At 55.0% G+C, this 25,695-nt stretch carries 22 protein-coding genes, 1 tRNA gene and 1 pseudogene; 7 read left to right on the forward strand and 17 right to left on the reverse strand.

The window, feature by feature from the left end:
* Positions 1 to 270: 270 nt before the first annotated feature.
* The 9 genes and pseudogenes from NE623_RS02470 to NE623_RS02510 all read right to left on the reverse strand — a co-directional run bounded on the left by NE623_RS02470 (position 271) and on the right by NE623_RS02510 (position 6,220).
* On the reverse strand, positions 271 to 567 hold the full coding sequence (locus NE623_RS02470) for a hypothetical protein (protein WP_256271832.1): 297 nt from the start codon (positions 565 to 567) through the stop codon (positions 271 to 273).
* Between the two features lie 133 nt (positions 568 to 700).
* On the reverse strand, positions 701 to 892 hold the full coding sequence (locus NE623_RS02475; RefSeq protein WP_129872992.1) for a transposon-encoded TnpW family protein: 192 nt from the start codon (positions 890 to 892) through the stop codon (positions 701 to 703).
* A gap of 79 nt (positions 893 to 971) precedes the next feature.
* On the reverse strand, positions 972 to 2,843 hold the full coding sequence (locus tag NE623_RS02480) for a recombinase family protein (protein ID WP_256271831.1): 1,872 nt from the start codon (positions 2,841 to 2,843) through the stop codon (positions 972 to 974).
* 32 nt (positions 2,844 to 2,875) lie between these two features.
* Positions 2,876 to 3,166: pseudogene (locus NE623_RS02485) on the reverse strand (conjugal transfer protein TraG); the annotation flags it as partial.
* Positions 3,163 to 3,654 carry a PcfB family protein gene (locus NE623_RS02490; RefSeq protein ID WP_256271830.1) on the reverse strand — a complete coding sequence of 164 codons (492 nt, stop codon included), beginning with the start codon at positions 3,652 to 3,654 and terminating at the stop codon, positions 3,163 to 3,165. The pseudogene NE623_RS02485 and the gene NE623_RS02490, both read right to left, overlap by 4 nt.
* Positions 3,655 to 4,551, reverse strand: a complete 897-nt coding sequence (locus tag NE623_RS02495) for a DUF6017 domain-containing protein (protein ID WP_256271829.1) — start codon at positions 4,549 to 4,551, stop codon at positions 3,655 to 3,657.
* A gap of 170 nt (positions 4,552 to 4,721) precedes the next feature.
* A complete protein-coding gene (locus tag NE623_RS14990; RefSeq protein ID WP_442490232.1) occupies positions 4,722 to 5,036 on the reverse strand; it encodes a DUF5720 family protein in 315 nt (104 codons plus the stop codon).
* Positions 5,037 to 5,316: 280 nt separating this feature from the next.
* Positions 5,317 to 5,514, reverse strand: coding sequence for a helix-turn-helix domain-containing protein (locus tag NE623_RS02505; RefSeq protein WP_114000934.1), 198 nt, complete (start codon positions 5,512 to 5,514; stop codon positions 5,317 to 5,319).
* A 469-nt stretch (positions 5,515 to 5,983) separates the two neighbouring features.
* Positions 5,984 to 6,220 (reverse strand): hypothetical protein, encoded by a 237-nt coding sequence (locus NE623_RS02510; protein ID WP_370866668.1) that lies wholly within the window; start codon positions 6,218 to 6,220, stop codon positions 5,984 to 5,986.
* Positions 6,221 to 6,412: 192 nt separating this feature from the next.
* On the opposite strand from NE623_RS02510, the gene NE623_RS02515 reads away from it, so the two are divergent.
* From NE623_RS02515 to bsh, 4 genes are all read left to right on the forward strand, one after another.
* Positions 6,413 to 7,723: a chloride channel protein gene (locus tag NE623_RS02515; RefSeq protein WP_256271827.1), complete on the forward strand. Its 1,311-nt coding sequence runs from the start codon at positions 6,413 to 6,415 to the stop codon at positions 7,721 to 7,723.
* 64 nt (positions 7,724 to 7,787) lie between these two features.
* Entirely contained in the window at positions 7,788 to 8,969 is a 1,182-nt protein-coding gene (gene alr / locus NE623_RS02520) for an alanine racemase (protein WP_256271826.1), read from the forward strand.
* Positions 8,969 to 10,777 carry a translation elongation factor 4 gene (gene lepA, locus NE623_RS02525; protein ID WP_256271825.1) on the forward strand — a complete coding sequence of 603 codons (1,809 nt, stop codon included), beginning with the start codon at positions 8,969 to 8,971 and terminating at the stop codon, positions 10,775 to 10,777. Before alr ends, lepA begins: the two co-directional genes overlap by 1 nt.
* Positions 10,778 to 11,111: 334 nt before the next feature.
* Entirely contained in the window at positions 11,112 to 12,086 is a 975-nt protein-coding gene (gene bsh / locus NE623_RS02530) for a choloylglycine hydrolase (protein WP_256271824.1), read from the forward strand.
* Between the two features lie 88 nt (positions 12,087 to 12,174).
* On the opposite strand, the gene NE623_RS02535 is transcribed toward bsh, so the two are convergent.
* Genes NE623_RS02535 through NE623_RS02550 form a run of 4 tightly spaced genes read right to left on the reverse strand, consistent with a single transcriptional unit; the run spans position 12,175 to position 17,931 of the window.
* On the reverse strand, positions 12,175 to 14,574 hold the full coding sequence (locus tag NE623_RS02535; protein WP_256271823.1) for a glycoside hydrolase family 2 TIM barrel-domain containing protein: 2,400 nt from the start codon (positions 14,572 to 14,574) through the stop codon (positions 12,175 to 12,177).
* A gap of 13 nt (positions 14,575 to 14,587) precedes the next feature.
* Positions 14,588 to 15,328 (reverse strand): polysaccharide deacetylase family protein, encoded by a 741-nt coding sequence (locus NE623_RS02540; RefSeq protein WP_256271822.1) that lies wholly within the window; start codon positions 15,326 to 15,328, stop codon positions 14,588 to 14,590.
* 2 nt (positions 15,329 to 15,330) lie between these two features.
* On the reverse strand, positions 15,331 to 16,455 hold the full coding sequence (locus NE623_RS02545; protein WP_256271821.1) for a GDSL-type esterase/lipase family protein: 1,125 nt from the start codon (positions 16,453 to 16,455) through the stop codon (positions 15,331 to 15,333).
* Between the two features lie 12 nt (positions 16,456 to 16,467).
* Positions 16,468 to 17,931: a family 43 glycosylhydrolase gene (locus NE623_RS02550; RefSeq protein WP_256271820.1), complete on the reverse strand. Its 1,464-nt coding sequence runs from the start codon at positions 17,929 to 17,931 to the stop codon at positions 16,468 to 16,470.
* Between the two features lie 88 nt (positions 17,932 to 18,019).
* On the opposite strand from NE623_RS02550, the gene NE623_RS02555 reads away from it, so the two are divergent.
* Positions 18,020 to 19,042, forward strand: a complete 1,023-nt coding sequence (locus NE623_RS02555; protein WP_256271819.1) for an AraC family transcriptional regulator — start codon at positions 18,020 to 18,022, stop codon at positions 19,040 to 19,042.
* Between the two features lie 3 nt (positions 19,043 to 19,045).
* On the opposite strand, the gene NE623_RS02560 is transcribed toward NE623_RS02555, so the two are convergent.
* Complete coding sequence (locus tag NE623_RS02560) at positions 19,046 to 20,518, reverse strand: MFS transporter (protein ID WP_256271818.1); 1,473 nt, start codon at positions 20,516 to 20,518, stop codon at positions 19,046 to 19,048.
* 576 nt (positions 20,519 to 21,094) lie between these two features.
* On the opposite strand from NE623_RS02560, the gene NE623_RS02565 reads away from it, so the two are divergent.
* Positions 21,095 to 21,289 carry a hypothetical protein gene (locus tag NE623_RS02565; RefSeq protein ID WP_256271817.1) on the forward strand — a complete coding sequence of 65 codons (195 nt, stop codon included), beginning with the start codon at positions 21,095 to 21,097 and terminating at the stop codon, positions 21,287 to 21,289.
* Between the two features lie 112 nt (positions 21,290 to 21,401).
* Here the strand turns inward: NE623_RS02565 and NE623_RS02570 are convergent.
* A tRNA-Tyr gene (locus tag NE623_RS02570) sits at positions 21,402 to 21,486 on the reverse strand.
* Positions 21,487 to 21,698: 212 nt separating this feature from the next.
* Between NE623_RS02570 and NE623_RS02575 the strand changes: the two genes are divergently transcribed.
* Positions 21,699 to 22,775: a 6-phosphofructokinase gene (locus NE623_RS02575; protein WP_256271816.1), complete on the forward strand. Its 1,077-nt coding sequence runs from the start codon at positions 21,699 to 21,701 to the stop codon at positions 22,773 to 22,775.
* Between the two features lie 53 nt (positions 22,776 to 22,828).
* On the opposite strand, the gene NE623_RS02580 is transcribed toward NE623_RS02575, so the two are convergent.
* The gene (locus tag NE623_RS02580) at positions 22,829 to 23,632 is read right to left on the reverse strand and encodes a tyrosine-protein phosphatase (RefSeq protein ID WP_256271815.1); all 804 of its coding nucleotides are present in this window, start codon (positions 23,630 to 23,632) and stop codon (positions 22,829 to 22,831) included.
* A 114-nt stretch (positions 23,633 to 23,746) separates the two neighbouring features.
* Complete coding sequence (locus NE623_RS02585) at positions 23,747 to 25,672, reverse strand: PTS fructose transporter subunit IIABC (RefSeq protein WP_256271814.1); 1,926 nt, start codon at positions 25,670 to 25,672, stop codon at positions 23,747 to 23,749.
* Positions 25,673 to 25,695 lie beyond the last annotated feature (23 nt).

Here is a 25,695-nt window from a genome sequence, read left to right on the forward strand (position 1 = left end):
GTTTTGTCTGGCGGCGTTAATTGCACTTTGGCTGACGCTATTTGTGCTGCGTCCAGATTTTTATATGGTTTTTTCCCCATTGTAAACAGAAAGACCATTACCACAATGCACAATAAGACCATGCACACCATTGTGATTATTAACCATTTCTTTTTCATAACAGAAGCCTCCTTTATCTTTCATTTTTCTGTTATTTATATAGACGCAAAAAAGAGGAAAAGGTTTCATTATTCATAAATATCATAGCACAAGAGTATGAACAAATCCATATCAATTCAGCCTGTCGGCGGCATTGTTCTCTCTGGCATACTGACGCGCCTTTTCCCGGCGTTCCTCGCTGTATGGGGCGGTCAGACGGAAAGAGAAACGCTCCTTGCGGATTTCAAACTCCATGCAGCCCGTTTCGGGGTCTGCGTCGGTCTGGCGGCACACATCGGGGTGCTGTCCGGCGTAGGCGGCAAGCCGCTTCTTTAAGTCGGTGTTGTGGGTACGGATATGGATAATCGGGTTTTTCTCGTCAAACCAAATATCTGTGGTCTTTTCCTGCTTCGTAAGCCCTGTTCTCATAAACTCTCCTTTCTGCGCCCCTGTTACGCAATAGGGGCATTTTTCGAGTGTTTTTCCCGGCTCTTGACTTGGGGAAAATGAGGATTTTCAAATAGAAACCGCCCGGACGGGGAGTGTATCGTCAGGGCGGCTGTTATCGCAAGATTTCTGTTTTTTCCGGCTCTTGACCGTCAGACGCGGATAAACGCGAGCTGTCGGCAAGTGCCAGTTTGAGCAGCTTGTCGCGGAATGTTTCTGTGCTGCTTTGATTGAAAAATAACTCCGCAACAATGGTCTGCCCGTTCCTCTGGGTCGTGATGATACTGTCGGGGGTCTGTTCTGCCATAGGCGGCTCCTTTCTTTGGGCGCAAAAGAGGGATTTCCCGTAGTTCGGAAAATCCCTCTTGGTTGACTGTTATTCTGTTTTACTGTGCGGGCTGTGCGGCTGCCTGTGCCTTTCGCCTTGCCCGGTATTCCCGCGCTTTCATGCGGTCATACTCCCGCTGCTTTTCAAGGTTTCTCGCCCGGTACTCCCTTGAATACTGCCGGTGGTAGGCGCGGCTCTTTTCCTTTTTGGCTTCTTCGATTTCCTCCCGCATTTGCCGGATTTCCTGCTCGGTCGGTTCTGCAAGCTGCGTCACTTCATTCTCAAACTTGCCGATATAATTGAAATATATGCTGATGTGCTGGATTGCGTATCTCGCCCTTTTCTGGTCGCGCTCATGCACTTCAATCCGGCTGATAAACTCGTTGAGAATGGCGGGTGTAAGGTCGGTAAAGGCAGCATGGCGTTCCGTCAGCTTCAAAAACTTCTGCGCCCGTCCTCCCGCGTTCTCGTAAGCGGATAGCTGCTCTTGGAGCGTGGCAAGCTCCGCTTTCAGCGCGTAGTATTCTTCCGAATACTTCTGCGACATCTGCTCATAGCGGTCTTGCGGGATCGTGCCGAGGGCGTTGTCCTCGTAGAGCTTATTCAGCACCTTGTCAATCTGTTCAAGGCGCGTCATGATTTGCGGGATACGCTTCTGCTGCTTTTTGGTCTGGTCGGTCTGCTGCATGGCAAGGTTCTTTTTCACTAAGGCTTCAAACTCTGCCCGGTTGCTGATAGAATAGTCCTCGATTTTCTTCAGCACTTCCGCGATGGTCTGCATGAGCAAGTCCGCGTCCATGATGTGCGGGGAATGGCATTTGGGGTTCTTGGCTTTCCCCTTGTGGTACTCGCTGCAATAGGCAACATGACGCTTGCCGCCGTTCCGGTAATCTATACGAATGTGCATTTTTGCGCCGCAGTCTTTACAGAAAAGCAAGCCGGACAGAGGGTGGATTTCCCCGTCCCCGTTGGGGCGTTTGACGGGTGCGTTTTCCAAAATCCGCTGTACGGTTTCAAAATCGCTGCGGCTGATAATCGGCTCATGCACATTTTCTGTGATGTGCCACTGGCTCCGGTCTACATAGTGGTTATGTTTATCCCGGAAATGCTTTGTGGTCTTGAAGTTGACTACATCTCCGCAATACTCCTGCCGTGTGAGGATATTGGTCAAGGTGACTTTGTTCCACTTGCAGCGGTTATCCTCATTGAGCGTCTTATTTTTACAGGTTCCCCGCCCCCGGTCTTTCATGTAGAAAGTGGGGGTTGGGATTTGCTCCTGTGTCAGATATACGGCGATTTGATTGCGGTTCTTCCCGCCGATAAACAGACGGAAAATCAAACGGACAACCTCGGCGGCTTCCTCGTCGATTATCCAAAAATCCTTGTTGTCCGGGTCTTTGACATAACCGTAGGGGGCTTCGGTGACAATCGGCTTTCCGCTCATGCCTTTGGTCTTAATGCCCGTTTTCACTTTCTTGCTGATGTCCTTTGCGTACCACTCCGACATGATATTGATAAAGGGCGCAAACTCCAGCGTGTCGGGCTTCTCGCTGTCTATGCCGTTGTTGACCGCGATAAAGCGCACATTGTTCCGTCTGAATATCTCCATCGCGTTGCCGACTTGGAGATAGTCGCGCCCCCAGCGGGTAAGGTCTTTCATAATGCAGACACCGATTTTCCCGTTTTCCACATCGTCCATCATGCGGGAGTAGGCAGAACGGTCAAAAAACCTGCCGCTTTCGTCATCGTCGATGTAGTGCCGGATATTGGTTAGGTGCTGCCCTCTGGCATAGTTCTCTAAAAATATTTTTTGGTTCTGTATGCTGTTGCTCTCGCCGCCGTCCCTGTCCTCGTCGCCCACGGAAAGGCGGGAGTAAAGGGCTGTAATTTTGCTATAATCAGTCATGTGCATAACCTCCTGTGCGTCCATGTATGTGTCATTTACACTTAAAATTATGCACTCCAGCGGGCAGAACCATACTCGATCCCGTGGCGATACTTCTTAACGTTCTTGCCTTTCAGGTAGACCGCCATGCGAAGGATCACCGCACCCGCTATGCCGATCAACAGGTCCGTGGGATGGAAACTGAGCCACGGGGAGGAAAGGGCTGCCGTGAAGCCGTCCCCAATGGAGAGCAGCTTGCCGGAAAGGTCAGCACCGGGCGCAAGCCGGAAAGCCTGTGCCAGCTTATCGAAGGGATACACGAACAGAAGATACGGGAGATTCAGCAAAAACAGTTTTTTCATGTTCATCTCTGCACGCTCCGATCTTTGACCTTTACTTTCTCCCGGTCAATGGTGCGGTGTTCCACTTTCTCCGCCGCCTGTTCCTTCGCCTGGGTCAGCCGTTCCCGGATGTAGGGCTTTTCCTCACGGCTCATTTTCCGGCTGGCAAACTCCTGAAATGCCGCTGTGATGGCATCCGCGTCCCGGCTTTTGAAAAAGACCAGGTAACGGGGCTGCTCTGCAGTGGTGTCCTTCTTCAAGGCAAAATCCACATGGTATTTCTTCGCCACACGGGAGAAAGCCTTGATATTCTTGTCACTGATCTCGATATTGGCAAGACCGGCGTTCTGGCTGGCAAGCTGTTTAAGGCTCTGCCTGCCGCGGTAGATTTTGGGCTTCTGGCTTTTCTGGATTTCCTCCAGGAACTTTTTGACGGCTTTTTCAAAGACTTGCTCGCTTAGCTTGGCTCCGTCAACAATGAGCGTTACGGCGCCCCGCGTTACTTCCTCTTGCATTTAGCCTCGCCCCCTTTGCCCGTCCCCGTACATATCGTGCTGCACCAGGGAAGAATAGTAGCTGTTGATGGTGGTCGGGGCGTTATACAGCGCCGCCAAAAGATATTTCTTGATATTGCGGACATAGGTGGTGTTGTCCTTCATACAGTCCATGACATACTGAACATGGGAACTGTCCAGCTTCATAAACCGGGACTTTACCACCTCTGCCGGATAATCATCTCCGGCAATGCGGATGACTTTGCGGGCAGAACATACGGTATCCACGATCAGGTCAACGATCTCGTCAAGCTGCTCACGGTCGATATGGCTGTCCTGCACCAGATAGCTGTACTCGATGTTGTCCAAAATCACTTCACGATAACATTCTCTGGCTCCCATCCGATCCATTCCCATCCTTGCCCCTGCGGGGGTAGGGGGATTTGATGGGATAGGATTTGATATCTCCGTACTTGATAAATCAGTCTTTGTTTGATTAGTATTTAATTGTGCGGGGTTTTCCGTACACGGGTCCGCCGTATCCGGGATACCCATATCCGGGTTTTCCGTATATGGCTTTGCCGTACCCGGTAAAGGCGTACCTGGGCTTGACGGCGGCTCGCACTGAGGCATTTCGTAAATGACATACTCGGTATCCGTGATCTTGCCTTTTTCGTCCCGAAGCTGGGTGCGCCGGATATACCCGTGGGTCTCCAGCTCCTTCAATGCCGCGCCGATGCTGTCCACACCTTCCCGGCAGATCGCCGCAAGACCTCTGGTGGTGTAATTCCACTCGTCAGGGAGTGACAGCATCATGGACAGCAGCCCTTTGGATTTCAGGGTCAGCGTCCGATCTTTCAAGTGATGGTTCGACATGACCGTATAATCACGGGTCTTTTCAATACGAAAAACAGCCATCTTCGCACCTCCTTCCTGTGAAAATGAAAAGTGTTGATTTTGAGCGGTTTATCTGTCTGTACGCCTTCATAGCCTCCCGCATGGGAAAACATCCACGCCCTGTTCAGAACGCAAGCCACGGAGGAAGAAACAGAAGATATCCCACTGATTTTGATACATTTTTAGGGCGGCTACCTCTCACGGTCTTTATGGTCATAGTGGATGTCGCCGGAAAGCACCTTCGCATGGTTACGGATTTTGATATGTCCCTTTTCCTGATTTTCCAAAGCCTTGCTGTATCCGGTGTCGGTCAGGAACAGGCGCATTTTCTCACCCTTCCAGCCAACAGGCGAGTCATGGGTAAGAACATCAAAGACGATCATGTGTCTGGTTGCCGGGTCGAAACGCTCCAAAGCCATAATGTCATGGCCGGATAACTTCTGCGCCCCGGATCGTTGCCTGGCTTCTGCCAGCATTTCCCCGATGGTGCGGGCTTTCTCCGGCAGACGGTATTCGGCCTGCACCTTGCGGATCAAATCCATGCACTCCTGATCCGACAGTGGGCGGAGCTTGTCCAGCAGGCCTTCCGCCGTTTCTTTCGTTGCCGGGTTCGGCGCATAGCACCATGTCATGTAAATCTCATTCAGGGCAGCGTTCTGATTGGTACTTTCAATCTGAAACACCATCCTTATTTCTGCTTCTGTCAGTTTCATTGCCAGCCTCCTTCAAAAATGGGTATAAAAAAACGCCATAGGTTTTTTGAGCCTACGGCGTTTCTTGCGATATTCACAATTCCAAACTTTCCAGCCACTCGTCAAAAGATTTCTTGGAGACGCGGATCGCATTTCCTATGCGGACGATCCTGAACTCCTCCTGCTTGACGAGCTGATATGCGGTTGTGCGGCCAATGTTTAGCATGGCTGCAATTTGTTCCACGGTGTATGTGCGCGGTTCCGGCAGTGACTTTTTCTCTTTCTTGTCCATAGTAACCTCCATGTATTTGCCTTGTCATTTTGACTAAGGGAGTGGAGAATGGCAGTAGCAATCAGTTTTGGCTGGGTGTCCTCTTGCTAAGAATTTGCTAATAGGACCACCCAACGGATACATAAAACTGCGTCAGAATAGGTGTTTTGCACCATAAAGTTCGTTTACTACAAGTCATTCTGCGTAAGGGATGATATTGGAAGTTACATCCGAACCGTGTATCACATGGTAAGCCATACTCCTAAGCGTGGGGCCGGAGGTTCAAATCCTCTCTGGGACGCCAGAATGCACCGCTGCAAGCCTTTTTTCGGGGTTTGCAGCGTTTTTTGTTCCTCCTTCTCCCGGTAATTTCACTTCCGTTACTGGGAGATTTTTATACGCCGCAAGATGTATATTTGCTAATTGGACTCGAACGCTTTTCAGAAATTTGCTAAGAAAATTCTGCGTTTTGCTAATTCGATTTTTCGGATCACTTTGCCGTGGCTTGCGCCGCTATCAGAGCTGCGAGCGCACTCGCCAGCTCCGGCGACTTCTGAAGCTGCTCCACAAGGCTTTCAAGGTCCAGGGTCGCAGGCTCCGATTTTGCCGGTTCTTCCGGTGGACGGACGTTGCGAAGATCAGGCTTGGCATAGAAGGCTGTCTCGAATTTCTGAGCATTGACCTTTCTATCCTCGTCCAGAATGTGAGCATAGATACTGGTTATCATGTCAATCTCGGCATGGCCTGTATCGCCCTGGGTGGCTTTCAGATCACCGTGGTTGAGTTTCAGTTTGTAGGTGGTACTGGAATGCCGGAGAGAATGAAAGACCACCTTCGGCAGTTACGGCGTTTCTGTTGTCTTTTTTCTTAAAAAACGGTATAATAGCTTCAAATTCTGCATCGTGGGGAGGAAATCACTTTGGGACGTATCAAACGGCACCTGCGCAGTGCGGCAGGGTATCTGGCGGTCTGTGCCAAATGGCTGGTACTGGCGGCGCTGGTGGGCTGCCTTGTGGGGCCGCTGGGCGCGGCGTTCGGTCTGGCGTTGAACTGGGCCAATGCCACGCGGGCGGTGCACCCATGGCTTTTGTATCTGCTGCCCGCGGCGGGCCTTGTCATTGTGTTTTTGTACAATCACTTTGACCCGGACGGCGGCGGCTCAACCAATCAGGTCTTTGTGGCCGTGCGGGAGCACAAGCCCCTGACGCTGCGCACCGCGCCGCTGATCTTCTTTTCCACCGTCGTGACGCATCTGTTCGGCGGCTCCAGCGGCCGTGAGGGCGCTGCCCTGTTGCTGGGTGGCTCGGTGTCCGGGCAAGTGGGCCGGGCGCTGCATCTGGAAAACCGCGACTGCCGCCTGATGACGATGTGCGGTATGGCGGGCGCGTTCTCCGCCATCTTCGGCACGCCGCTGGCCGCAACCATCTTCACGCTCGAGGTTGTGGACGTCGGCTCGATGCAGTACGCAGCCCTTCTCCCCTGCCTCGTTTCAGCGCTGCTGGGCGTCTTTTTCAGCGGACAGATGGGGCTGCCCCCGGAGGCTTTCGTCCTGAAGGCCGAGGTTGCCGCCACGCCGCCGAACCTTGTTCGTGTTATCGTTCTGGGTGCGCTGCTGGCCGCGCTGAGCATCTTCTTCTGTGAGCTTCTGCACGCGGCACCGCGTGTTTATGCCAAGCTCCTGCCCAATCCGTATCTGCGTGTGGCAGTGGGCGGCGTGCTGATTGCCGCGTTGACCACCCTTCTGGGCACCACCGATTACAACGGTGCGGGCGGCGCGGTCATTGAGGCCGCCATGGACGGTGGAGCTATGCCCTACGCGTTCCTTTTAAAAATGCTCTTCACCGCGCTGACCTTGGGCGCTGGCTTTAAGGGCGGCGAAATCGTGCCCATCTTCTTCACCGGGGCAACCTTCGGCTGTGTTGCCGCGCCCCTGCTGGGTCTGCCGCCGCAGCTGGGGGCCGCGCTGGGTATGGTGGCGCTGTTCTGCGGCTGCACCAACAGCCCGCTGGCGTCCATCTGTCTGGCCATCGAGGTATTCGGCGGGCAGTGCATCTCGCTGTTTGCGCTGGCGTGCGCGGTTTCCTATATGCTGTCCAGCTATTTCAGCCTCTACCGGGAGCAGCACTTCCTGCACTCCAAGCTGCGCATTGTGGGTGTGCAGCGGGTACACGGCCACTGGTCCGAGACGGACGCCCAACATTTCCACACAAACGATGACGGCGAAAATTAGCGATTCAGTTGCAGCTACGCCGTTTTCATGCTATAATAAAGTGTTACGGAGGGGAAGGCGCACTATGAATGATTTTGCACTTGAAAAGCACTGCTGGGCTGAGATTGACTTGACTGCCCTGCGTGAAAACTTTGATTATATCTGCCGCACCGTCGGCGGGCCGGTCTGCGCCGTTGTCAAGGCGGACGCCTACGGCCACGGTGACACCGTTGTAGCCCGCGTGCTGCAGGAGCAGGGCGCGGCGGCCTTCGCGGTCAGTTCTTTGGGCGAGGGCCGTCATCTGCGCCGCAGCGGCATCACAAAGCCGATTCTGATTCTGGGCTATGCCGACCCGGCCTATGCGGCGGTGCTGGCCGACAATGAGCTGGCCACCGCCTGTTTTTCCACAGAATACGCCCGCGCTCTCTCTGCCGCCGCCGTGCAGGCCGGTGTGAAGGTCAAGGTGCATCTGAAAATCGACACCGGCATGGGCCGCATCGGCTTTGCGGTGCGCTCCGGGTTTGAGGAGACCATCCGCGAGCTGGAGGCACTGTATACCCTGCCGGGTCTGGACATCTGCGGCGTATTCCAACACTTTGCCGTGGCTGACAGTGTAGCCCCTGACGATGTAGACTACACAGATGAACAGCATTCCTTGTTTGCCCGCGTGGTGGCCCGCCTGCAGGCCGATGGCTTTGCCACCGGCACGGTGCACTGCGCCAACTCGGCCGCGCAGCTGCGCCACCCGGAGTGGCGGCATGACCTGACCCGCGCAGGCATCATCCTGTACGGGCTGGACCCTAGTGACGAGGTGCACTTCCCCGATCTGCGGCCGGTCATGTCGCTGAAATGCGTGGTCACCTTCGTGAAGGAGCTGCTGCCCGGACAAAGCGTCAGCTACGGCCGCACCTTCACCGCTGAGCACCCGATGCGCGCCGCCACGGTCTGCGTGGGCTACGCCGACGGCTACCCTCGCCGCCTGTCCGGCGGACTGGGCATCATGGGTGTGCATGGGCAGCCCGCCCCTGTGCTGGGCCGCGTCTGTATGGACCAGACGATGATTGACGTCACCGACATTCCCGATGTCAGAATGGGTGACGAGGTCACGGTCTTTGGCCTTGGCGGCGGTGATACCGCCGATACCATTGCCGCCAAAACCGGCACCATCAACTATGAGATTCTCTGCGGCCTTGCCCGCCGTGTGCCGCGTGTGTACAAGGAAAACGGCAAGGTCTGCGAGATTTGGAACGATTTGGAGGAAAACTGATGGCCCGCAAAAACATACGCAATTTCTGCATTATTGCCCACATCGACCACGGCAAATCCACCCTGTCCGACCGTATGCTGGAGCTGACCGACAGCGTTGACAAGCGCACCATGACCGACCAGGTGCTGGACGACATGGAAATTGAGAAGGAGCGCGGCATTACCATCAAGGCCCGCGCCGTGACCATGCGCTACAAGGCCGATGACGGCGAGACCTATGAGTTCAACCTCATCGACACCCCGGGCCACGTGGACTTTCAGTACGAGGTCAGCCGCAGTCTGGCCGCCTGCGAGGGTGCCGTTCTGGTAGTGGACGCCAGCCAGGGCGTGGAGGCCCAGACGCTGGCCAACTGCTATCTGGCACTGGACCACAATCTGGAGGTTGTGCCCATCCTGAACAAGATTGATCTGCCCAGCGCCGACCCCGACACCGTGGCCAAGGAGGTCGAGGACGTCATCGGCCTGCCCTGCATGGAGGCGCCCCGCGTTTCCGCCAAGCTGGGCATCGGTGTCAAGGAAGTGCTGGAAAGCGTGGTGCGGGATATCCCCGCCCCTACTGGCGACCCCACCCTGCCGCTGAAGGCGCTGATTTTTGACTCCATCTATGACAGCTATAAGGGCGTTATCGTCTACGTGCGCATCTTTGAGGGCAGCGTCAAGCCCGGCGATACCATCCGCCTGATGAGCACCGGCGCCGAGTTCCAGCTGGTGGAGGTCGGCCATATGGGTGCCACCAGCCTGACCCCCTGTGACAAGCTGGAGGCCGGCGAGGTCGGCTACCTGACAGCCAGCATCAAGACCGTGCGCGATACCCGCGTGGGCGACACGGTGACTCTGGCGGCGAACCCCACGCCGGAGCCGCTGCCCGGCTTCCGCACCGTGACGCCGATGGTGTTCTGCGGCATCTACCCCGCCGACGGCGCAGACTACCCCGACTTGAAGGACGCGCTGGAAAAGCTGCAGCTGAACGATGCCAGCCTGACCTTTGAGCCAGAAACCAGCGCCGCGCTGGGCTTCGGCTTCCGTTGCGGCTTTCTGGGCCTGCTGCACATGGAAATCATCACCGAGCGTCTGGAGCGCGAGTTCGACCTCGACCTCATCACCACAACGCCGGGCGTTCAATACCGCCTGACGCTGACTGACGGCACGGTGGAGGTTATCGACAATCCCTCCGCCTACCCCGACCCGACCCGCATCGTCAAGCAGGAGGAGCCGTTTGTCAACGCGCACATCTACACTCCCAACGATTACGTTGGCCCGCTGATGGATCTGTGCCAGACCAAGCGCGGCGTGCTGGTGGATATGAAGTATATGGACGAAACGCGTGTGGATTTGCACTATCAGCTGCCGCTGGGCGAGATTGTCTATGACTTCTTTGATGCCATCAAATCCCGCAGCCGCGGCTACGCCAGCTATGACTATGAGTGGGAAGGCTGGCACGAGAGCAAACTGGTGCGTCTGGACTTTTTGCTCAATGGCGAGGTTGTGGACGCACTGTCGATGATTGTGTTTGCCGACAACGCCTACGCCAAGGGCCGCCGCATCTGCGAGAAGCTGAAGGAGAATATTCCCCGCGCGCTGTTTGAAATTCCTGTGCAGGCGGCTGTGGGCGGCAAGGTCATTGCCCGCGAGACAGTCAAAGCCATGCGCAAGGACGTTCTGGCCAAGTGCTACGGCGGCGACATTACCCGTAAAAAGAAGCTGCTGGAAAAGCAGAAAGAGGGCAAAAAGAAGATGCGCCAGCTGGGCAGCGTGACCCTGCCCAGCGAAGCCTTCACCGCCGTGCTGAAGCTCGATTCGGATTCTTAATCGCGGGTTTTCCGGCCTTTTTGCAAAAAGGCCTCGGCGAAAAACTCCAATGCCTTGTAAAAAATGCACGTGGCCACGGCCATTGCGCAACTCCCCAAGCCTTCTCCCTCTGGGAGAAGGTGGCCCCGCAGGGCCGGATGAGGGGGCAGCTCCCCCTACAAATCCCTGTTTCCTTATAGTCACTGCGGCGCTGCCGTGCAGGCTCTTTCCTGTGCAGCAGCGCCGTTTTTAGCATTGCGGACGCAGCCCCGGTATTGTTCACAATTTACCGGTGGATTGTCCTGCCATAGCCGTGGTACAATACTATATTATAAAATAAAAAGGGGCGTTCATCATGTGTACCGCTGCAACGTATACCACAAAGGATTTCTACTTCGGGCGCAATCTGGATTATGAGTTTTCCTACGGCGATGAGGTCACCGTCACGCCGCGGGCGTATCCGTTCCGCCTGCGCTGCATGGGCGATTTCCGCACAAAGTATGCGATGATTGGTATGGCCTATATAGCCGGGGAGTATCCCCTCTACTATGATGCCGTCAACGAGAAGGGCCTCGGCATTGCCGGGCTGAACTTTGTCGGGAACGCCGTCTACCATCCGGTGGCCGAAGGCAAAAACAACATCACCCAGTTTGAGCTTATCCCCTGGCTGCTTGGCAGCTGCGCCACGCTGGCCGAGGCCCGCACCCTGCTGGAAAAGGCCAACATCGTCAACATTCCCTTCAGTGAGCAGCTTCCCCTTGCCCAGCTGCACTGGCTTATTGCCGACAAGACCGGCAGCATTGTGGTGGAGTCCACCGCCGACGGCCTGCACATTTATAACAACCCGGTGGGCGTGCTGACGAACAATCCGCCGTTCCCGCAGCAGCTTTTTGCGTTGAACAATTACCGCGCACTTTCGCCCCACACGCCTGCCAGCACCTTTGCCGAGGGGCTGGAGCTGCCGGTCTACAGCCGCGGGCTTGGCGCACTGGGTCTGCCGGGCGATTTGTCCAGCCAGTCCCGCTTTGTCCGCGCCGCCTTTGTGCGGATGAACGCCAAATCCGGTGACGGTGAGGCCGAGAGCGTCGGGCAATTTTTCCACATTCTGCATTCGGTCGAGCAACAGCGCGGCTGCTGTGAGCTGGACGGCGGCAAGTACGAAATCACCCTTTACACCAGCTGCTGCAACGCCGACAAGGGCATTTACTACTACACCACCTACGGCAACCACCAGATTACCGCCGTGGATATGCACCGGGAAAATCTGGACGGCGGCAAGCTGGCCCGCTATCCGCTGGTGCAGGGCGAGCAGATTGCCATGCAGAACTGACACACAATACAAGTACAAAAGGTGCTGCCGCACAGGATTCAACCTTGTGCAGCAGCACCTTTTTGTAGTATTAGCGTATGCCTTTTCCTCAGATCACATCCAATTCAAGCGTTTTGGCCTGCAGGCCTTTTGCTTTCACCGTGACCGTAATCTTTCCGGGGGCATCGCCGCCGCGGACCACGGCCAATGCCTTGCCGTAGTAGGTCGTGTGGGTATCGGAGAAAAAGTTTTCCCCCATGTTAGGACGTGCAGAACCAAGGGCCAGCAGCGTCCCGGCACCGTCAACCTCCACCGTGACCGCAGTATCCTCAGAAGATTTTGTGATGCCATCCGCCCCCGTCAGGTCAATGCTGATGTAGGCCAAATCCTGCGTTTTTGCCTGCAAGGTGCTCCGGTCGGCCACCACACGCAGTTCGGCAGGTCCTGCAGCTGTCTTCATGGAAGTCCGGCTCTGTTCTTTTCCCTCGCTATCGTAGCTGATTGCGGTGATGGTACCGGGCTCATAGACAACGTGTTTAAAGACAGCCTTGTATTCCTTCGTCTTTTTTCTGCCATAGGAATGCCCGTTGACAATGAGTTCCGCCGTTTCGCCGTCAGAGTAGACCGTGACCTTGGTTTTTTTGCCTTCACAGCCGGCCCAGGACCAGCTTGCCACTGCGTCTGTGTCACGCCACATGGATACAGAGCCGGTCTCCCCTGCGTGGGTATACGGTTCTACGCCGATGCCGGGGGTATGGTCCAGCCCCCAGACCAGCCGGTTCCACTGTACCTCGGGGCGAATCTTTCCGCAAAGGTCGATCACGCCGCAGCCGGCAGAGATGATGGGCGCGTCCTGACCGGGATTTTTGAAACTTTTGTAACGGACGGTACCTATGCCCGCCTCCCCCAGATAATCCCAGCCCGTCCACATAAAGTCGCCGATGACATAGGGGAATTTTTTCACCAGTTGCCAGTTATGATACAGGTTCTTGGGCAGGGTCTCGGACCCGACAATGACGCGGTCGGGATGGAGCGTACCGTCCTTCTCGTATCGGGACGCGGCGTAGTTGTAACCGCCAATATCCAGATAAGAGAAACTCACCTTTGTGGCATCGTCTGCGGCAGGTTTGGCGGCCATTTTTTCAATCATGCCCCCGGCCAGATTCATCAGCATATTGAAGAAGGCGCTGGTGGGAACGTTGTCCATCGTCTGACTGCCGTTTTTATTCTCTTCTCCATCCTTTTTGTTGCCGTATATGCCGCCACCCTTGGCCGACATACTGCACAGCATCAGGTTGACCCCCATCGTCACTGCTTTGTCCGGGTCCAGCTTTCGTGCCAGGACTGCTAATTTTTTACAGTACTCCTGTCCTTCGGGTATAGCCAGTTCGGAGATTTCATTTCCGATAGAGTTCATGACCACACTGGGATGGTTGTAGTTTTTGATGACCATAGCTGTGAGATCCTGCTGCCACCATGCGCGGAAATCCTGGTCCGCATAGTCGTAGGGGTTTTTATGTACCAGCCAGTTGTCGCAGAATTCATCCATGACATACAGACCCAGCCGGTCACAGGCATCCAACAGCGCCTTGGAGGCAGGGTTGTGGGCGGAACGTATCGCGTTGAAACCGGCCTCCTTGAGCAGACGGACACGGCGGAACTCGGCATCCTCAAAAGAGCAGGCGCCCAGAATACCATTGTCGTGGTGGACGCAGGCGCCACGGAGCAGCGTTTTCTTGCCGTTTACAAAAAATCCTCTGGTGCTCCAGCTAAGGGTACGGAATCCAAACCAGGCGTCCGCCTCATCCACCATCTCACCATTTTTCAGCAGTTCCGCTCTGCATCGGTACAGTTCGGGATGTTCCGCATCCCAAAGCCGCGGCTGGGAAACGGGAATGTCCGCCGACGCAGTGCCATCCTTGACCGCAGCTTCGGCCTGTGCTACCACCTTTTCACCATCCAGAACAGAGACTCTGACCGTATCACCACCGGTGACCGAAACTTTCACATGGGCCGCATCGTTTCCGGAGGTGGAGACGAGCAGTCCATCCGGGCGGATATGACTCTTATCCCCCAGGAAGAGGTTTACGCTGCGATAAATTCCGCTGCCGGAATACCAACGGGAATTGGGTACCGACGAGTTGTCCGCAATCACTTTGATTTCATTTTCTTCGCCATACTTCAGTTGTGGGTCCAGCACCACAAAGAAGTTGGTATACCCATACCGCTGTTCAGCCACAAGCGCATCGTTCACGAACACCTGCGCGTTTTGATAAACTGCCTCAAATTCCAGCACAGCGGACTGTGTCCGCCACGTTTCAGGCACAAGAAATCGTTTGACGTAGACATAGGCCCCGCCGGGAAAGTATCCGCACGCTCCCGCTGTTGCCGCATCCTTCGAGCGTTTCTCGTACAGCATGGCATCGTGGGGAAGCGTGACCGGCTGCATAGACGGTTCCTTTCCCACAGTGCCAAATAGCCAACCTCGGTTAAAATCTTTCTTTTCCACTTTCCTGCTCTCCTTAAATATGCGCGAATGCTTCGCTGTTTGTGCAATATACGATATCGTTTCGGCCTGCGATCGATTCAAAAAGCCGCTCCAAAGCATACCAACTGGCGTTTCCCTTGTCGTAGTCCATTTCATAACTGTGTGCCCACAGGAACAACAGCAGATCCTTTTCTCCGGGTTCCTCACATTTGAAACGTTCCACCAGCTTTGCGGCATTTTTCAGAATCAGCGAGGAGGAAGGCCGAAAGTTCATCGGATCCTCCGGGAACGCAAAGCCGCCGGAGGGAAAGACCACTCTGGCATATTGATACCCCTGCGCCTTCAGATACGCCTGGGCAGCCGGCGAGGTTGAACCCTGCGCATAGGCGTGACCCACGACCGTGGTGCCGAAGATTTTTTCCAGCGCGGCCTTGTCCGCATCCACCGATGCGCGCATTTCATCCTCGCTGACAGCCCCCAGCGGTTCATGCCGGAAACCATGGGTGGCAATCTCCATTCCCTCATAGACCTGGCACACCTCGTCCTGTGGGATTCGGTTGTGCTGCACATAGGAAAATGGAAACTTGTGCTTTACGCCTTCGGGGCAATCCTGAAAAGAGAAGGTTCCAAGCCCCTTCACCTCGCCGCGGGTGCCAAACAGGCCGGCATTGAGGTTGAAGGTTCCCTTGAGTCCGTATTGCCTCATGAGCCGGATTACCCGTTTGTCCTGTTCCAGTCCATCATCAAAGCTGAGCGTGAAATACTTTTTCCCCATGCCTACGCCTCCCCTGTCAGCTTTTGCAAATCATACGCCTGCGCCAGCAGCATTCCTCCGGCCTGATTCGGGTGCAGGTGATCCCCCTGGTGATAACGCTCGTCGGTGAACGAAGGATTCTTCGGATCGCGCAGCAGTGCATCCGCATCAACCATATAATCGAACAGCGCGCTATCCCGGATCCATTCATTGATGCTGACTCTCAGCGCCTCCATCTCCGGGGTATACCCTTTTTTCACAAAACCGCTGCGGGGCGGAAGCGTCTGGGCAATCACCCGGACACCGGCCTTATGAAGCCGATCCACAATATCGGTTACGGCCGAACCATATTGTTCCAGCGAGATGACCGCCCCTGTCTTTTGGGAATAGTAGGCTACATCATTGACCCCCAACGCCAAAATCACACCGCAGAGTTCTGAAAAACGGAGTACATCGCGCTCAAAGCGGGACACCCCTTTTTCCCCGTAGGAAACGCCCATCAGACCCGGGATATCATAAAGCAGACAATTCCCGCCGATTCCGGCGTTCATCAGTGCGTAGTCACCGCCGTACGCATCGAACAGACGCTTTTGCAACGGTTTTACCCAGCGGTTCATAGCCGTTATACTGTCCCCGAACGCCACGATGATTTTGGAAGGCTGACCGGTAAACACCTCGATCTGATCCATTCCGGGAATCGCTTCATAAAGGCTGTACTGTTCCATATATTTTTCCCGCCGGGGTGGGGGCAGCTCGCTGTCCGTCGTATGATTTCCCGGGTAGCTTACCGCATTTTCCTCGATCATATTGCTGTCCATGACCTTGGATGCATAGTAGAGTCTGATTTCCAGTTCTTCCCCCATCGTCACCGGGAGCGTCAACTCATCCGAATAGCAGCTTTCCCCCGCGGGAACCGTGAAAACACAGCTGCCGTCCCGCGTGACGGTATGCATCTCTCCCTGTGCCCACACGGTCAGTCCCCCAATGGTGTAGGGTTTCTTTCCATAGTGGTTGGAGAAACGGACCCGAAGTTTCTCGCCCGAAACCTGGGATATCACAGAATACACCACTGTTTTTTTCTTGCCCGCCAAAAAGCCCATCGCGAAGGCAGGGGCCGCGGCTTGGTGCCAGATTGGTGTCCAGTCCATCATTATTCTCCTTTATGCCAACGTAATATTCAAGATGTCAAGCGTTCCCTTTCCCTTATACCGGAAATACAGCGGGCAGGAATCAATGGGACGCCGGCACTCCGACGCCAAACGTCCGGCGTCGAATTTTACTCCGGCGGTTGTCCAGTCGGCTGTCCCGGCAAGGGGAATGGATGCTATGACAGAACCTTTTTCCCCGGGTAAGAGTTCCAGCACGCCGCCTGCGCCGCGAACCGTTACAGCAATGTGGGAGCTTTCAGTCAGATCAAAATATCGGAAACCGGCAATACTGCCATTCTTCATTTTGGAAATATACGCCTTTGGTGCCGCGCTCTCTGTCTCTATGGTCACTTCCCGTTCCGCGGGCTCCGGCGGCTCGTAGTCCGGACCATCCTGGGTGATCTCGGGTCCGTCCATCGGGTTGCGCAGACCAAACATTCCGGCATGGTGCAGGACGCAGGCAATGTAGGCCGGATAGGTCCCGGTTCCCTTCAAAGGGCCGCCATTCAATCCGCAGCTCGTGGACTCCACCATGTGGATGGTCCCGTCCTCACGGATCTCAATGGGCTCAGCTACCGCCTGCCGGTTTCGTTTGGCGCCATTGGTCGTTCGGTGGTCAAATATATACCATTGCCCGTGGACGCATACCATACCGCCGTGGCTGTTTCCCATCGGATATGCCGCATTCATGAGCTTTCTGCCCTCCAGACCGATATCACTTGAGGAATGGATCGGTCCCTTGTGGATAAATCCCTTGTCGGGGAACAAGCTCATCGCGTAATTGAGCCCGGTGATGTCCGTGGCCGGATAGACCAGATAATACCACTCACCGATGTGACGGATAGAGGGCCCTTCCCAATAGTTCGGTTTCTTGGGATCAAAATCCGCCGGCATGATGATGGTGGGTTCGCTGATGATGGTCAGCATATCAGAGCTGAGTTCCATCACAAACAGCCCCTTGATCTCGTGGCCGAATTGTCCGTTGGATTTCTGCCCGCTGCCCACGTAGAGAAACACCCGCCCGTCATCATCCACCAGAACGGCTGGGTCAAACATAAACCAATCCTCCGGCTTTGAGCCGTAGACTCGCCCGTCCGGGAAGTGAACATCGCCCAAATATTGGTATTTTCCCGCAGGTTTGTCACACACAGCGACCGATGTGATCGACGTATTGGCCACCGAATAGTAAAGGTAGTACCGTCCGTCTGTGCCGCGCACCACATCCGGTGCATAGTAGGACAGATTCTCTTTATTCCACGGCGTATCTTGCTTTTTGAAGATTACGCCTTCATACCGCCAGTCGGAAAGATCATCTACCGGGGTCGACCAGCATACGTAATCGCCCTCACAGTATTCCTTGGCGCCAAAGAGATCATGGCTCCCATAAATGTACAGCCGCTGACCAAATACTTTCGGTTCAGCATCGGGGATGTATTCCCAACTGGGAAGATAGGGGTTATAACATTGCCGTTTCACAGATATTTCCTCCTTCAAAAACACTCAATTCTATGTTATACTATACTCAATTCCATGCTATACTGCCGTAAAAAGGGGGGATGCTCGCATGGAACACCTGTTTTTTGACAGCATTGATGAAATGCGGAACCAGACCGGCAGCCATGGTCCGAACTATCTTCGCAACCATACGGCCGAACGGGACTATTTTTCTCCGTTGTCCATTGTAACCAGCATCCAGAAGCCTCAGGAGTATCTGTTTTCCAACTATATGGATGCATGGTCCTTTTGCGTTCACACTCCAAACAAACAAGAATTCTTTCATGAGACCTATATGCACAAGCATAATTTTTTTGAGCTGATGTATGTGCAGCGGGGTCGCGTCCGGGTGATGATTGAGGGAGCCGAGACCACCTATACGCAGGGAAACCTTTGTCTCCTCAATCGAAACACCATGCATCGCGAAACAGATATGTCGAATGCGGATATCGTTTACATCGGCATCGATGCCTCTCTGCTGACACAGTGGCCCAAATCATTTCCGCCGCCGTTTCAGTACAAAAGCATTCTCAATCAGTTTTTCAGCGACAATCTGTCGGAACGTGCCGACTATAAAAAGGACTACCTGGACTTTACCCTTTTAGGCGAAGATACGATCCCGCAGCTCACCCAGGAATTGATTCGCGCCTTTACGGTCAAGCGGATCGGATACCAGTTTGACATTTATTCCTCTCTGCTCCGGCTGTTTGCCGCCTTGGAGAATCCTGACATATACAAAGCAACACACATTTCGCTGAGGAACAGTCAAGAACTGCTGACGGCGGAACAGGTCAAGAAACTGATTGAAACTCACCACGGGGCTATCCAGCGGACCAATCTGGCGGAGGCACTTAACTACTCCTGCGAGCATATATCCCGCATCATCAAGACAAACACCGGATACACTCTGAAAGCGTACTGTCAAAAGGTACAGATGGCCGAGGCGGCGCGGCTTCTGAGAACCACAGAGCTGCCGGTCTGCCAGATTGCGGCATCCATGGGCTATGAAAACAGAACGCAATTCTACAAAGTGTTTCGGCGCGAGTACGGCCTCACCCCATTGGAATACCGCCGCCATATTGCGGAGGAATGATCCTTACCCGGCATTGCGGTGATCCAGGCATTCCCGGATTTTTCGGCGCTCATCGTCCTTGATCGGGTATGTCCGCAGGATCAAAGCCGACAATGCGCCGAGGATGGCAGGAACAAGACCCATGATAACGATAAACCAATTGAGCATGGTCGGAATCTGCGACAGTTCCCCCATGTATTCGGAGGTGACGGGATCCACGTTGTAGCCGATTGACATGAGCACAGCGCCAATAATTGCAGCCGAAAGCGCTGCCTGGGCTTTGACAATGAAACCGCCGGCAACCATTGTCAAGGCAGAACGATCCTTGCCGGTTTTGTAAATGTTGTAGTCCATAATCTCCATTTCCACCATGGATTGCGGGACAAAGTCAGTTCCCACCCCCACTGCCATGATGAACAGGGTAACGAAGAACAGCGCAGGAACCTTCGTAAGCAGACCCGCCATCTGGGTAATAAACAGGACCGCCCCGCCGACAGACTGCACAACCAGAAGGAAACAAGTCATTTTGATTGGGTTGTTCTTAAAGAGCTTCAAGAGCGGACGACCAATAACTGCACCAACCAGCAGCGGTATGAGCATCATCATGGAAGAAATGCCGTTGAGGACACCATACTGCTCCATGTTTGTGACGCCGGTGGTCAAATCCGTGCAGAATCCCCATTTTATGTAATACGCAGGCGTGGCAAAAATAAGGGACCAGATAAAACCGGAAAAGATGCATTTCAAATAGTAGACCACCATCGGCTTGTTCTCTTTGAACAGAAGAAAGAAGTCCTTGAACTTTACCGGCTCTGCCTTTTCTTCCTGCACACAGTGCTTTTCCTTGACAAGGAACCAGCCAATAAGGGAGAGCACCATCGCTGCACCAACAATACCGGTGATCAGGATGGCAAATGAGTCGTGATAGTTGCCCACACGTTCGTTGACCGCAACCAGCACAGCCGTAAAGGCGGACGTAACGACGCCCAGGATCATGGTCCAAACCCGCGGTCCGATAACCAGCTTGGAACGTTCGTTGGGATCATTGGTCATCGTTCGGAACAAAAGATTATCCTTATAAAAGGATGTTCCCACATCAAACAAAAAGTAGAAAACGATAACCCACACAACAACCATTACGGGCTTGGACGCCAACTCGGACGGGAACGAGTAGAGACATACACAGCCAATGCCGGTCAACAGTATGCTGAGGAGAAAAAAAGGCTTGTACTTTCCGATTTTGGTTCGTTTTCCGCGATCCATCAAAAATCCCTGAATGGGATCATCCACGGCATCAAAGATTCGCGCAAACAGAAGAAGCGATGTGGCCAAGGTCGCCCCCATAGCGCCCAGCCCGGCGTAGTCGGTCATATACTGCATAAACATACTGGACATAAACACGGTACACAGACCATTTACAGTAGACAGCACCGTTGCGCCGAAACAGTCCCGCAGTGTAATTGCGTCCGGATTTTTCACACAGACAGACTTGTGCATCATTATCCTCCTTATCATTTCATCAGTTATTCTCAACAATCAAAGCACGAATTCGTGCAATTCCAACAATTCAATGATAGAGTATTCCTTTGTATTCCACAATGACAAAAGGTCGCCCTTTTTCAATTTATTGTATCATTTTGTTTCTTTACGCCGAAGCGAGAAAGAATAATCACATTTTGTTACAACGCGGTATCTACCTTTCACAAAAATGGCGACAGATATCCCTCTTGGCCTTTCAAAAGCCTTCCGATGGGTACCCCATAAGTTCTGTGACATTATCGGGTGTAATCACAATCACATCACCAAACCTACAAAAACACAAATCCGAACGCATCTACAAAAAGTATGCGTTCGGATTTTTCAGTATGGTGCACAATTAGCGACCGGTCCCCGCGAGGCGAATGCAAGCGCTTGCGCGACGCATGAGCCAGCCCCGAAGGAGATGGTACAGTCCCCTTTTCCGGCCAATCAGGCCGTGGAGGGACTTGCGCTCTAAAAATGGTCCACTGCACCGTTTTGCCCGCCGGCACGCAGGGCGACACATTCGCATAATGGGGAAAGGAATGAAAGTGCGTGCAGTTTCCATTTTGCCAGCAACTGCAAAAAACGAAAAAATCGCGTCCAATGGGAAATTGGCTGCGGGAAATTGAAAACATTCTGAAAACAGCAGGATTTATTCTGTTTTTTCTCAAAAAAATTGCCCTCTCCCCTGCCAAATTCCGGAAAGCGGCAGGAAAAGTGGGCATCAAGTTGGGAAAACCGCACTAAAATGGTTGGACAACACTGTAAAACCGTGTTCAAAAATTGGTTGGCGAAATCGCTGATTTTCGACGATACAGCAAAGAAAAAAGACTGTGACATCTTTTTTGTCACAGTCTTTTGGTGGGAGCTGGTGGATTCGAACCACCGAAGCATTAAGCAGCAGATTTACAGTCTGTCCCCATTGGCCACTCGGGAAAGCTCCCATATTTTGTTTTGTATCCGCCGTGTCTCCCGGCGACGTATGTTATTATAGCAAAGCGCCACGCAAATTGCAAGCCCTTTTTTGAATTTTTTTAAAGTTTTTTCAAAAAAGTCCGTTTTGCACACAGCAGCGCGGAAAATCTTTTCTTGACATACGGTTTCGGTTAGCGTACATTTATAGTATACTAAAATTCTGCATCAGGAGGGTTTTACTATGGCAATTCGTGTTGGTATTCTGACTTCCGGCGGCGACTGCCCCGGTTTGAACGCCACGCTGCGCGGCGTGGCCAAGGCGCTGTACCACCGCATGGGTGACAAGGTCGAAATTGTAGGCATTATGAACGGCTATGACGGCCTTATCAACGGTAACTACCGCGAGATGTCCCCGGACGAATTTTCCGGCATCCTGACCGTGGGCGGCACCATTCTGGGCACCAAGCGTACCCCCTTCAAGAAGATGCGCGTGGTCGAGGACGACAAGGTGGACAAGGTTGCCGCGATGAAGAAAAACTACCGCGCTGCCAAGCTGGACTGCCTGCTCTGCTTAGGCGGCAACGGCACCCACAAGACGGCAAACCTCCTCAGTCAGGAGGGGCTGAACATCATTGGCCTGCCCAAGACCATCGACAATGATATCTACGGTACCGACGTTACCTTCGGTTTCCACACGGCAGTGGACATTGCCACCGAGGTCATCGACCGCATCCACACCACGGCGGGCAGCCACAGCCGCGTGATGTGCATTGAAATTATGGGCAACAAGGCGGGCTGGCTGACGCTGTACGCCGGTATTGCGGGCGGCGCAGACATCATCCTGCTGCCCGAGCTGCCCTATGACATCAAGAAGGTAGCCACTGCCGTGGAGAACCGCGCCAAGGCTGGCAAGAACTTCTCGATTCTGGCTGTGGCCGAGGGCGCGTTCTCGCTGGAGGAGGCCAAGATGAAGCGCAAGGAGTGGACCGCCAAACGCGCCGAGGCCGGTTACACCACCGCCACCGCCCGCATTGCCAAACAGATTGAGGAGATGACCGGCGCCGAGACCCGCATCTGCGTGCCCGGCCATATGCAGCGCGGCGGCAGTCCCAGCGCCTATGACCGCGTGCTGGCCACCCAGTTTGGCTCCTATGCGGCCGGTCTGGTTGCGGACGAGCACTACGGCGTGACCGTTGCCATGGTCAACCGCCACGTAACCGCCAACCCGCTGGCCGACATTGCCGGTAAGACCCGCGGCGTGCCCGGTGACTGCGATATGCTCAACGTTGCCCGCGCCATGGGCATCAGCTTGGGCTGATGCCTGCCAACAGTCTATAGCAAAACAGCTCCCTGCCGCAAGGGAGCTGTTTTTTATTCCAGATAAAAGTCCCGCATCGCCGCCAGCTTGTCGGCGGTCAGGCCGAACTCTGCCGCAAAGTAGGCTTCATAGCTGGGGTAGCGCTGCAAAATTGCATCAATCGCCCCCGCGCCCATCGGCTCACTGACGCCCTCAACCGGCAGCAGCAGCTCCCGCTCATCGGCGGGCTTATCGGCCAGAAAGCACTCAATGATTTTCCGGCGGTAGCGGTTTGTCAGCATATAGTCGGCCAGCGCGTCCTCCCGCGATACCCCCAGCGCCAGCAGAATCAGCATTGCCCCGATGCCGGTGCGGTCCTTGCCGCAGGAGCAGTGGAACAGCAGCGGCACACGGCGCTGCTCCAGCAGCGCAAACAGTGCGCGGTAGGCCGGGTTGCCAAAAGGCATCTGTGCGTATAGTACACTGAACCAGTAAAAATCGTGTACCGGGTGGCCGACACTGCGCTCATAGGCGTCCTTCTCCTGCTGTATCCGCGCAATGCCACGACTGGAAAAGTCCATCTCGCTGCCATCGGCGTTGCGCATACCACAGACCCGCTGGTAGTGGGCCCCGCGCACCGCGGGGTCCGGGTGCTGGTCGCTCTCCCCTTCACTGCGCAAATCCAGAATTTCCTTCAGGCCGAGGCCCTCCAGCTTTGCCCGGTCGGCAGCGCTGGTCAACGTATCCAGATTGCCGCCGCGGTAGAGCAGGCCGCGCCTGACATGCCGCCCATCGGCCGTGGGGTAGCCGCCCAGTTCACGGAAATTTTCCGCGCCCTCAAATGGAATTTCCGCCCCGGGGGTGAATCCTGTCTGCATAGTGTGTCTCCTCGTTTGTGTCGGTATTGTTTTTATTATAGCACAGCCCGGCGCATTTGGGTAGTCTATGCCAAAAGGCCGCCCCGTCCGGGGCGGCCTTCGTACAACAGCGTGTTATTCTTCTACGTAGTCCTTCTTGAGCAGGCTCAGGATGACAGCACCCACCGCGCTGCCGACGGCCAGCGCCACAACGTAGAGCAGCGCATGGTCAACGACCGGGAACACGAAGATGCCGCCGTGCGGGGCACGCAGGGCGCAGCCAAACACCATAGACAGTGCACCGGACAGTGCCGAGCCGATGATGCAGCTGGGCAGGACGCGCAGCGGGTCAGCCGCCGCATAAGGGATTGCGCCTTCAGTGACGAAGCAGAGGCCCATAACGTAGTTGACGATGCCGTTGCGGCGCTCATCGGGGCTCCACTTCTTGGGGCAGAAGGTGGTGGACAGTGCAATCGCGATGGGCGGAACCATACCGCCGACCATAACCGCAGCCATAACCTCGTAGTTGCCCATGGCCAGTGCCGCTGTGCCAAAAACGTAAGCTGCCTTGTTGAAGGGGCCGCCCATATCAATGCTCATCATACCGGCCACAATCGCGCCCAGCAGCACCTTGGACGTGCCGCCCATCGCTTTCAGCCAGTCGGTCATTGCCGTGTTGATGATGCCCATAACCGGGTTGACGCCGCACATAACCAGACCGGTGACGAGGATACCGCCCAGCGGGTAAATCAACATCGGGCGGATGCCGTTCAGACTGGCGGGCAGCTTCTCGGTGATTTTCTTGAGGAACTGGACGATATAGCCCGCTGCAAAGCCGGCCAGCAGTGCCGCCAGGAAGCCGCCGGAAATGCCGGTGGTCTCGCCGCTGGCCAACCCTGCAAAGTTGGTGCCGTTCATAGCCAGCACGCCGCCCGCAAAGCCGACAGCCAGACCCGGGCGATCCGCGATGGACATAGCGATAAAGCCCGCCAGAATGGGCAGCATATAGCCGAAGGCCGCACTGCCGACCGTCTTGAAGAAGGCTGCCACAGGCGTGTTCATACCGAAGTTGGATGGGTCAATCGTGTAATCGTCCAGCAGGAAGGCCAGCGCAATCATAATGCCGCCGCCCACAACGAAGGGCAGCATATGGGAAACACCGTTCATCAGGTGCTTGTACAGGCTGTGGGCAAAGGTATCGTTTGCGCCGCCCGCGCTCTGCTGGGTCTTGGCCCCGGCCTCGGCGTGGTAGATGGGGGCTTCGCCGTGGGCAATCTTCTTGATGAGCTCCTCCGGCTTATGGATGCCGTCATCCACGCGGGCAAAGATGACCGGTTTGCCGTCAAAGCGGGCGGTCTCGACGTTCTTGTCCGCCGCAATAATAATGCCGTCGCAGGCGGCGATTTCCTCTGCCGTCAGCACGTTCTTGGCACCGTCCGAGCCGTTGGTTTCCACCTTGGTGGGCAGACCCAGCTTATCGCCCATCTTGGTCAGGGCCTCCGCCGCCATATAGGTGTGGGCAATGCCGTTGGGGCAGGCTGTGACCGCCAGCACGCGGTAGCCATTCTGGGGGATTTCCTGCTGGGTGAAGCTCTCCTCCCCGAACTGGGCCTCCTCCTGCGCGTCAATGGCATCCAGAAACTCTGCGGGAGTTCTGGCGGCGCGCAGTTTGGCCACAAAGTCCTCGTTCATCAGCATCTGCATCATACGCGCCAGCATATCAATGTGCAGGCTGCCGTTTTCCGGCGCGGCAATGGCAAATAGCAGATCAGTCTTGCCCTCATCGTCGGGGTTATACTGGACCGGGCTGCTCAGCCGCAGCGCCGCAAGGCTGGGGCGGGTCACGCAGGCGGCGCGGGCGTGCGGCACCGTGATGCCGTTGTCCACATAGGTGGACGCCTCCGCTTCGCGGGCGTAGAGGGCCTTTTTGTAGGCGTCCGCATCGGTAATGTTGCCGTGGGTTTCCTGCAGTGCAACGAGCTTGTCAAGGATAGCCGCCTGATCCGGCGCAGCAATATCCAACGCGATGGACTGGGCAGTGAACAGTTCCGTGATACGCATAAGTAAGGTCTCCTTCTTTATAT

Origin of the sequence: Gemmiger formicilis (assembly GCF_024462815.1) — a bacterium.
Lineage (GTDB): Bacteria > Bacillota > Clostridia > Oscillospirales > Ruminococcaceae > Gemmiger.

What these genes read in the sequence shown, in the direction of transcription:
- NE623_RS02470 (WP_256271832.1), bottom strand. Translation starts at nt 567, where the DNA reads ATGAGAACAGGGCTTACGAAGCAGGAAAAGACCACAGATATTTGGTTT.
- NE623_RS02545 (WP_256271821.1), bottom strand. Translation starts at nt 16,455, where the DNA reads ATGGACTGGACACCAATCTGGCACCAAGCCGCGGCCCCTGCCTTCGCG.
- NE623_RS02580 (WP_256271815.1), bottom strand. Translation starts at nt 23,632, where the DNA reads ATGCAGACAGGATTCACCCCCGGGGCGGAAATTCCATTTGAGGGCGCG.
- NE623_RS02495 (WP_256271829.1), bottom strand. Translation starts at nt 4,551, where the DNA reads ATGGCTGTTTTTCGTATTGAAAAGACCCGTGATTATACGGTCATGTCG.
- NE623_RS02510 (WP_370866668.1), bottom strand. Translation starts at nt 6,220, where the DNA reads ATGATAACCAGTATCTATGCTCACATTCTGGACGAGGATAGAAAGGTC.
- NE623_RS02490 (WP_256271830.1), bottom strand. Translation starts at nt 3,654, where the DNA reads ATGCAAGAGGAAGTAACGCGGGGCGCCGTAACGCTCATTGTTGACGGA.
- alr (WP_256271826.1), top strand. Translation starts at nt 7,788, where the DNA reads ATGAATGATTTTGCACTTGAAAAGCACTGCTGGGCTGAGATTGACTTG.
- NE623_RS02540 (WP_256271822.1), bottom strand. Translation starts at nt 15,328, where the DNA reads ATGGGGAAAAAGTATTTCACGCTCAGCTTTGATGATGGACTGGAACAG.
- NE623_RS02585 (WP_256271814.1), bottom strand. Translation starts at nt 25,672, where the DNA reads ATGCGTATCACGGAACTGTTCACTGCCCAGTCCATCGCGTTGGATATT.
- NE623_RS02575 (WP_256271816.1), top strand. Translation starts at nt 21,699, where the DNA reads ATGGCAATTCGTGTTGGTATTCTGACTTCCGGCGGCGACTGCCCCGGT.
- NE623_RS02555 (WP_256271819.1), top strand. Translation starts at nt 18,020, where the DNA reads ATGGAACACCTGTTTTTTGACAGCATTGATGAAATGCGGAACCAGACC.
- NE623_RS02480 (WP_256271831.1), bottom strand. Translation starts at nt 2,843, where the DNA reads ATGGACGCACAGGAGGTTATGCACATGACTGATTATAGCAAAATTACA.
- NE623_RS02505 (WP_114000934.1), bottom strand. Translation starts at nt 5,514, where the DNA reads ATGGACAAGAAAGAGAAAAAGTCACTGCCGGAACCGCGCACATACACC.
- bsh (WP_256271824.1), top strand. Translation starts at nt 11,112, where the DNA reads ATGTGTACCGCTGCAACGTATACCACAAAGGATTTCTACTTCGGGCGC.
- NE623_RS02475 (WP_129872992.1), bottom strand. Translation starts at nt 892, where the DNA reads ATGGCAGAACAGACCCCCGACAGTATCATCACGACCCAGAGGAACGGG.
- lepA (WP_256271825.1), top strand. Translation starts at nt 8,969, where the DNA reads ATGGCCCGCAAAAACATACGCAATTTCTGCATTATTGCCCACATCGAC.
- NE623_RS02560 (WP_256271818.1), bottom strand. Translation starts at nt 20,518, where the DNA reads ATGCACAAGTCTGTCTGTGTGAAAAATCCGGACGCAATTACACTGCGG.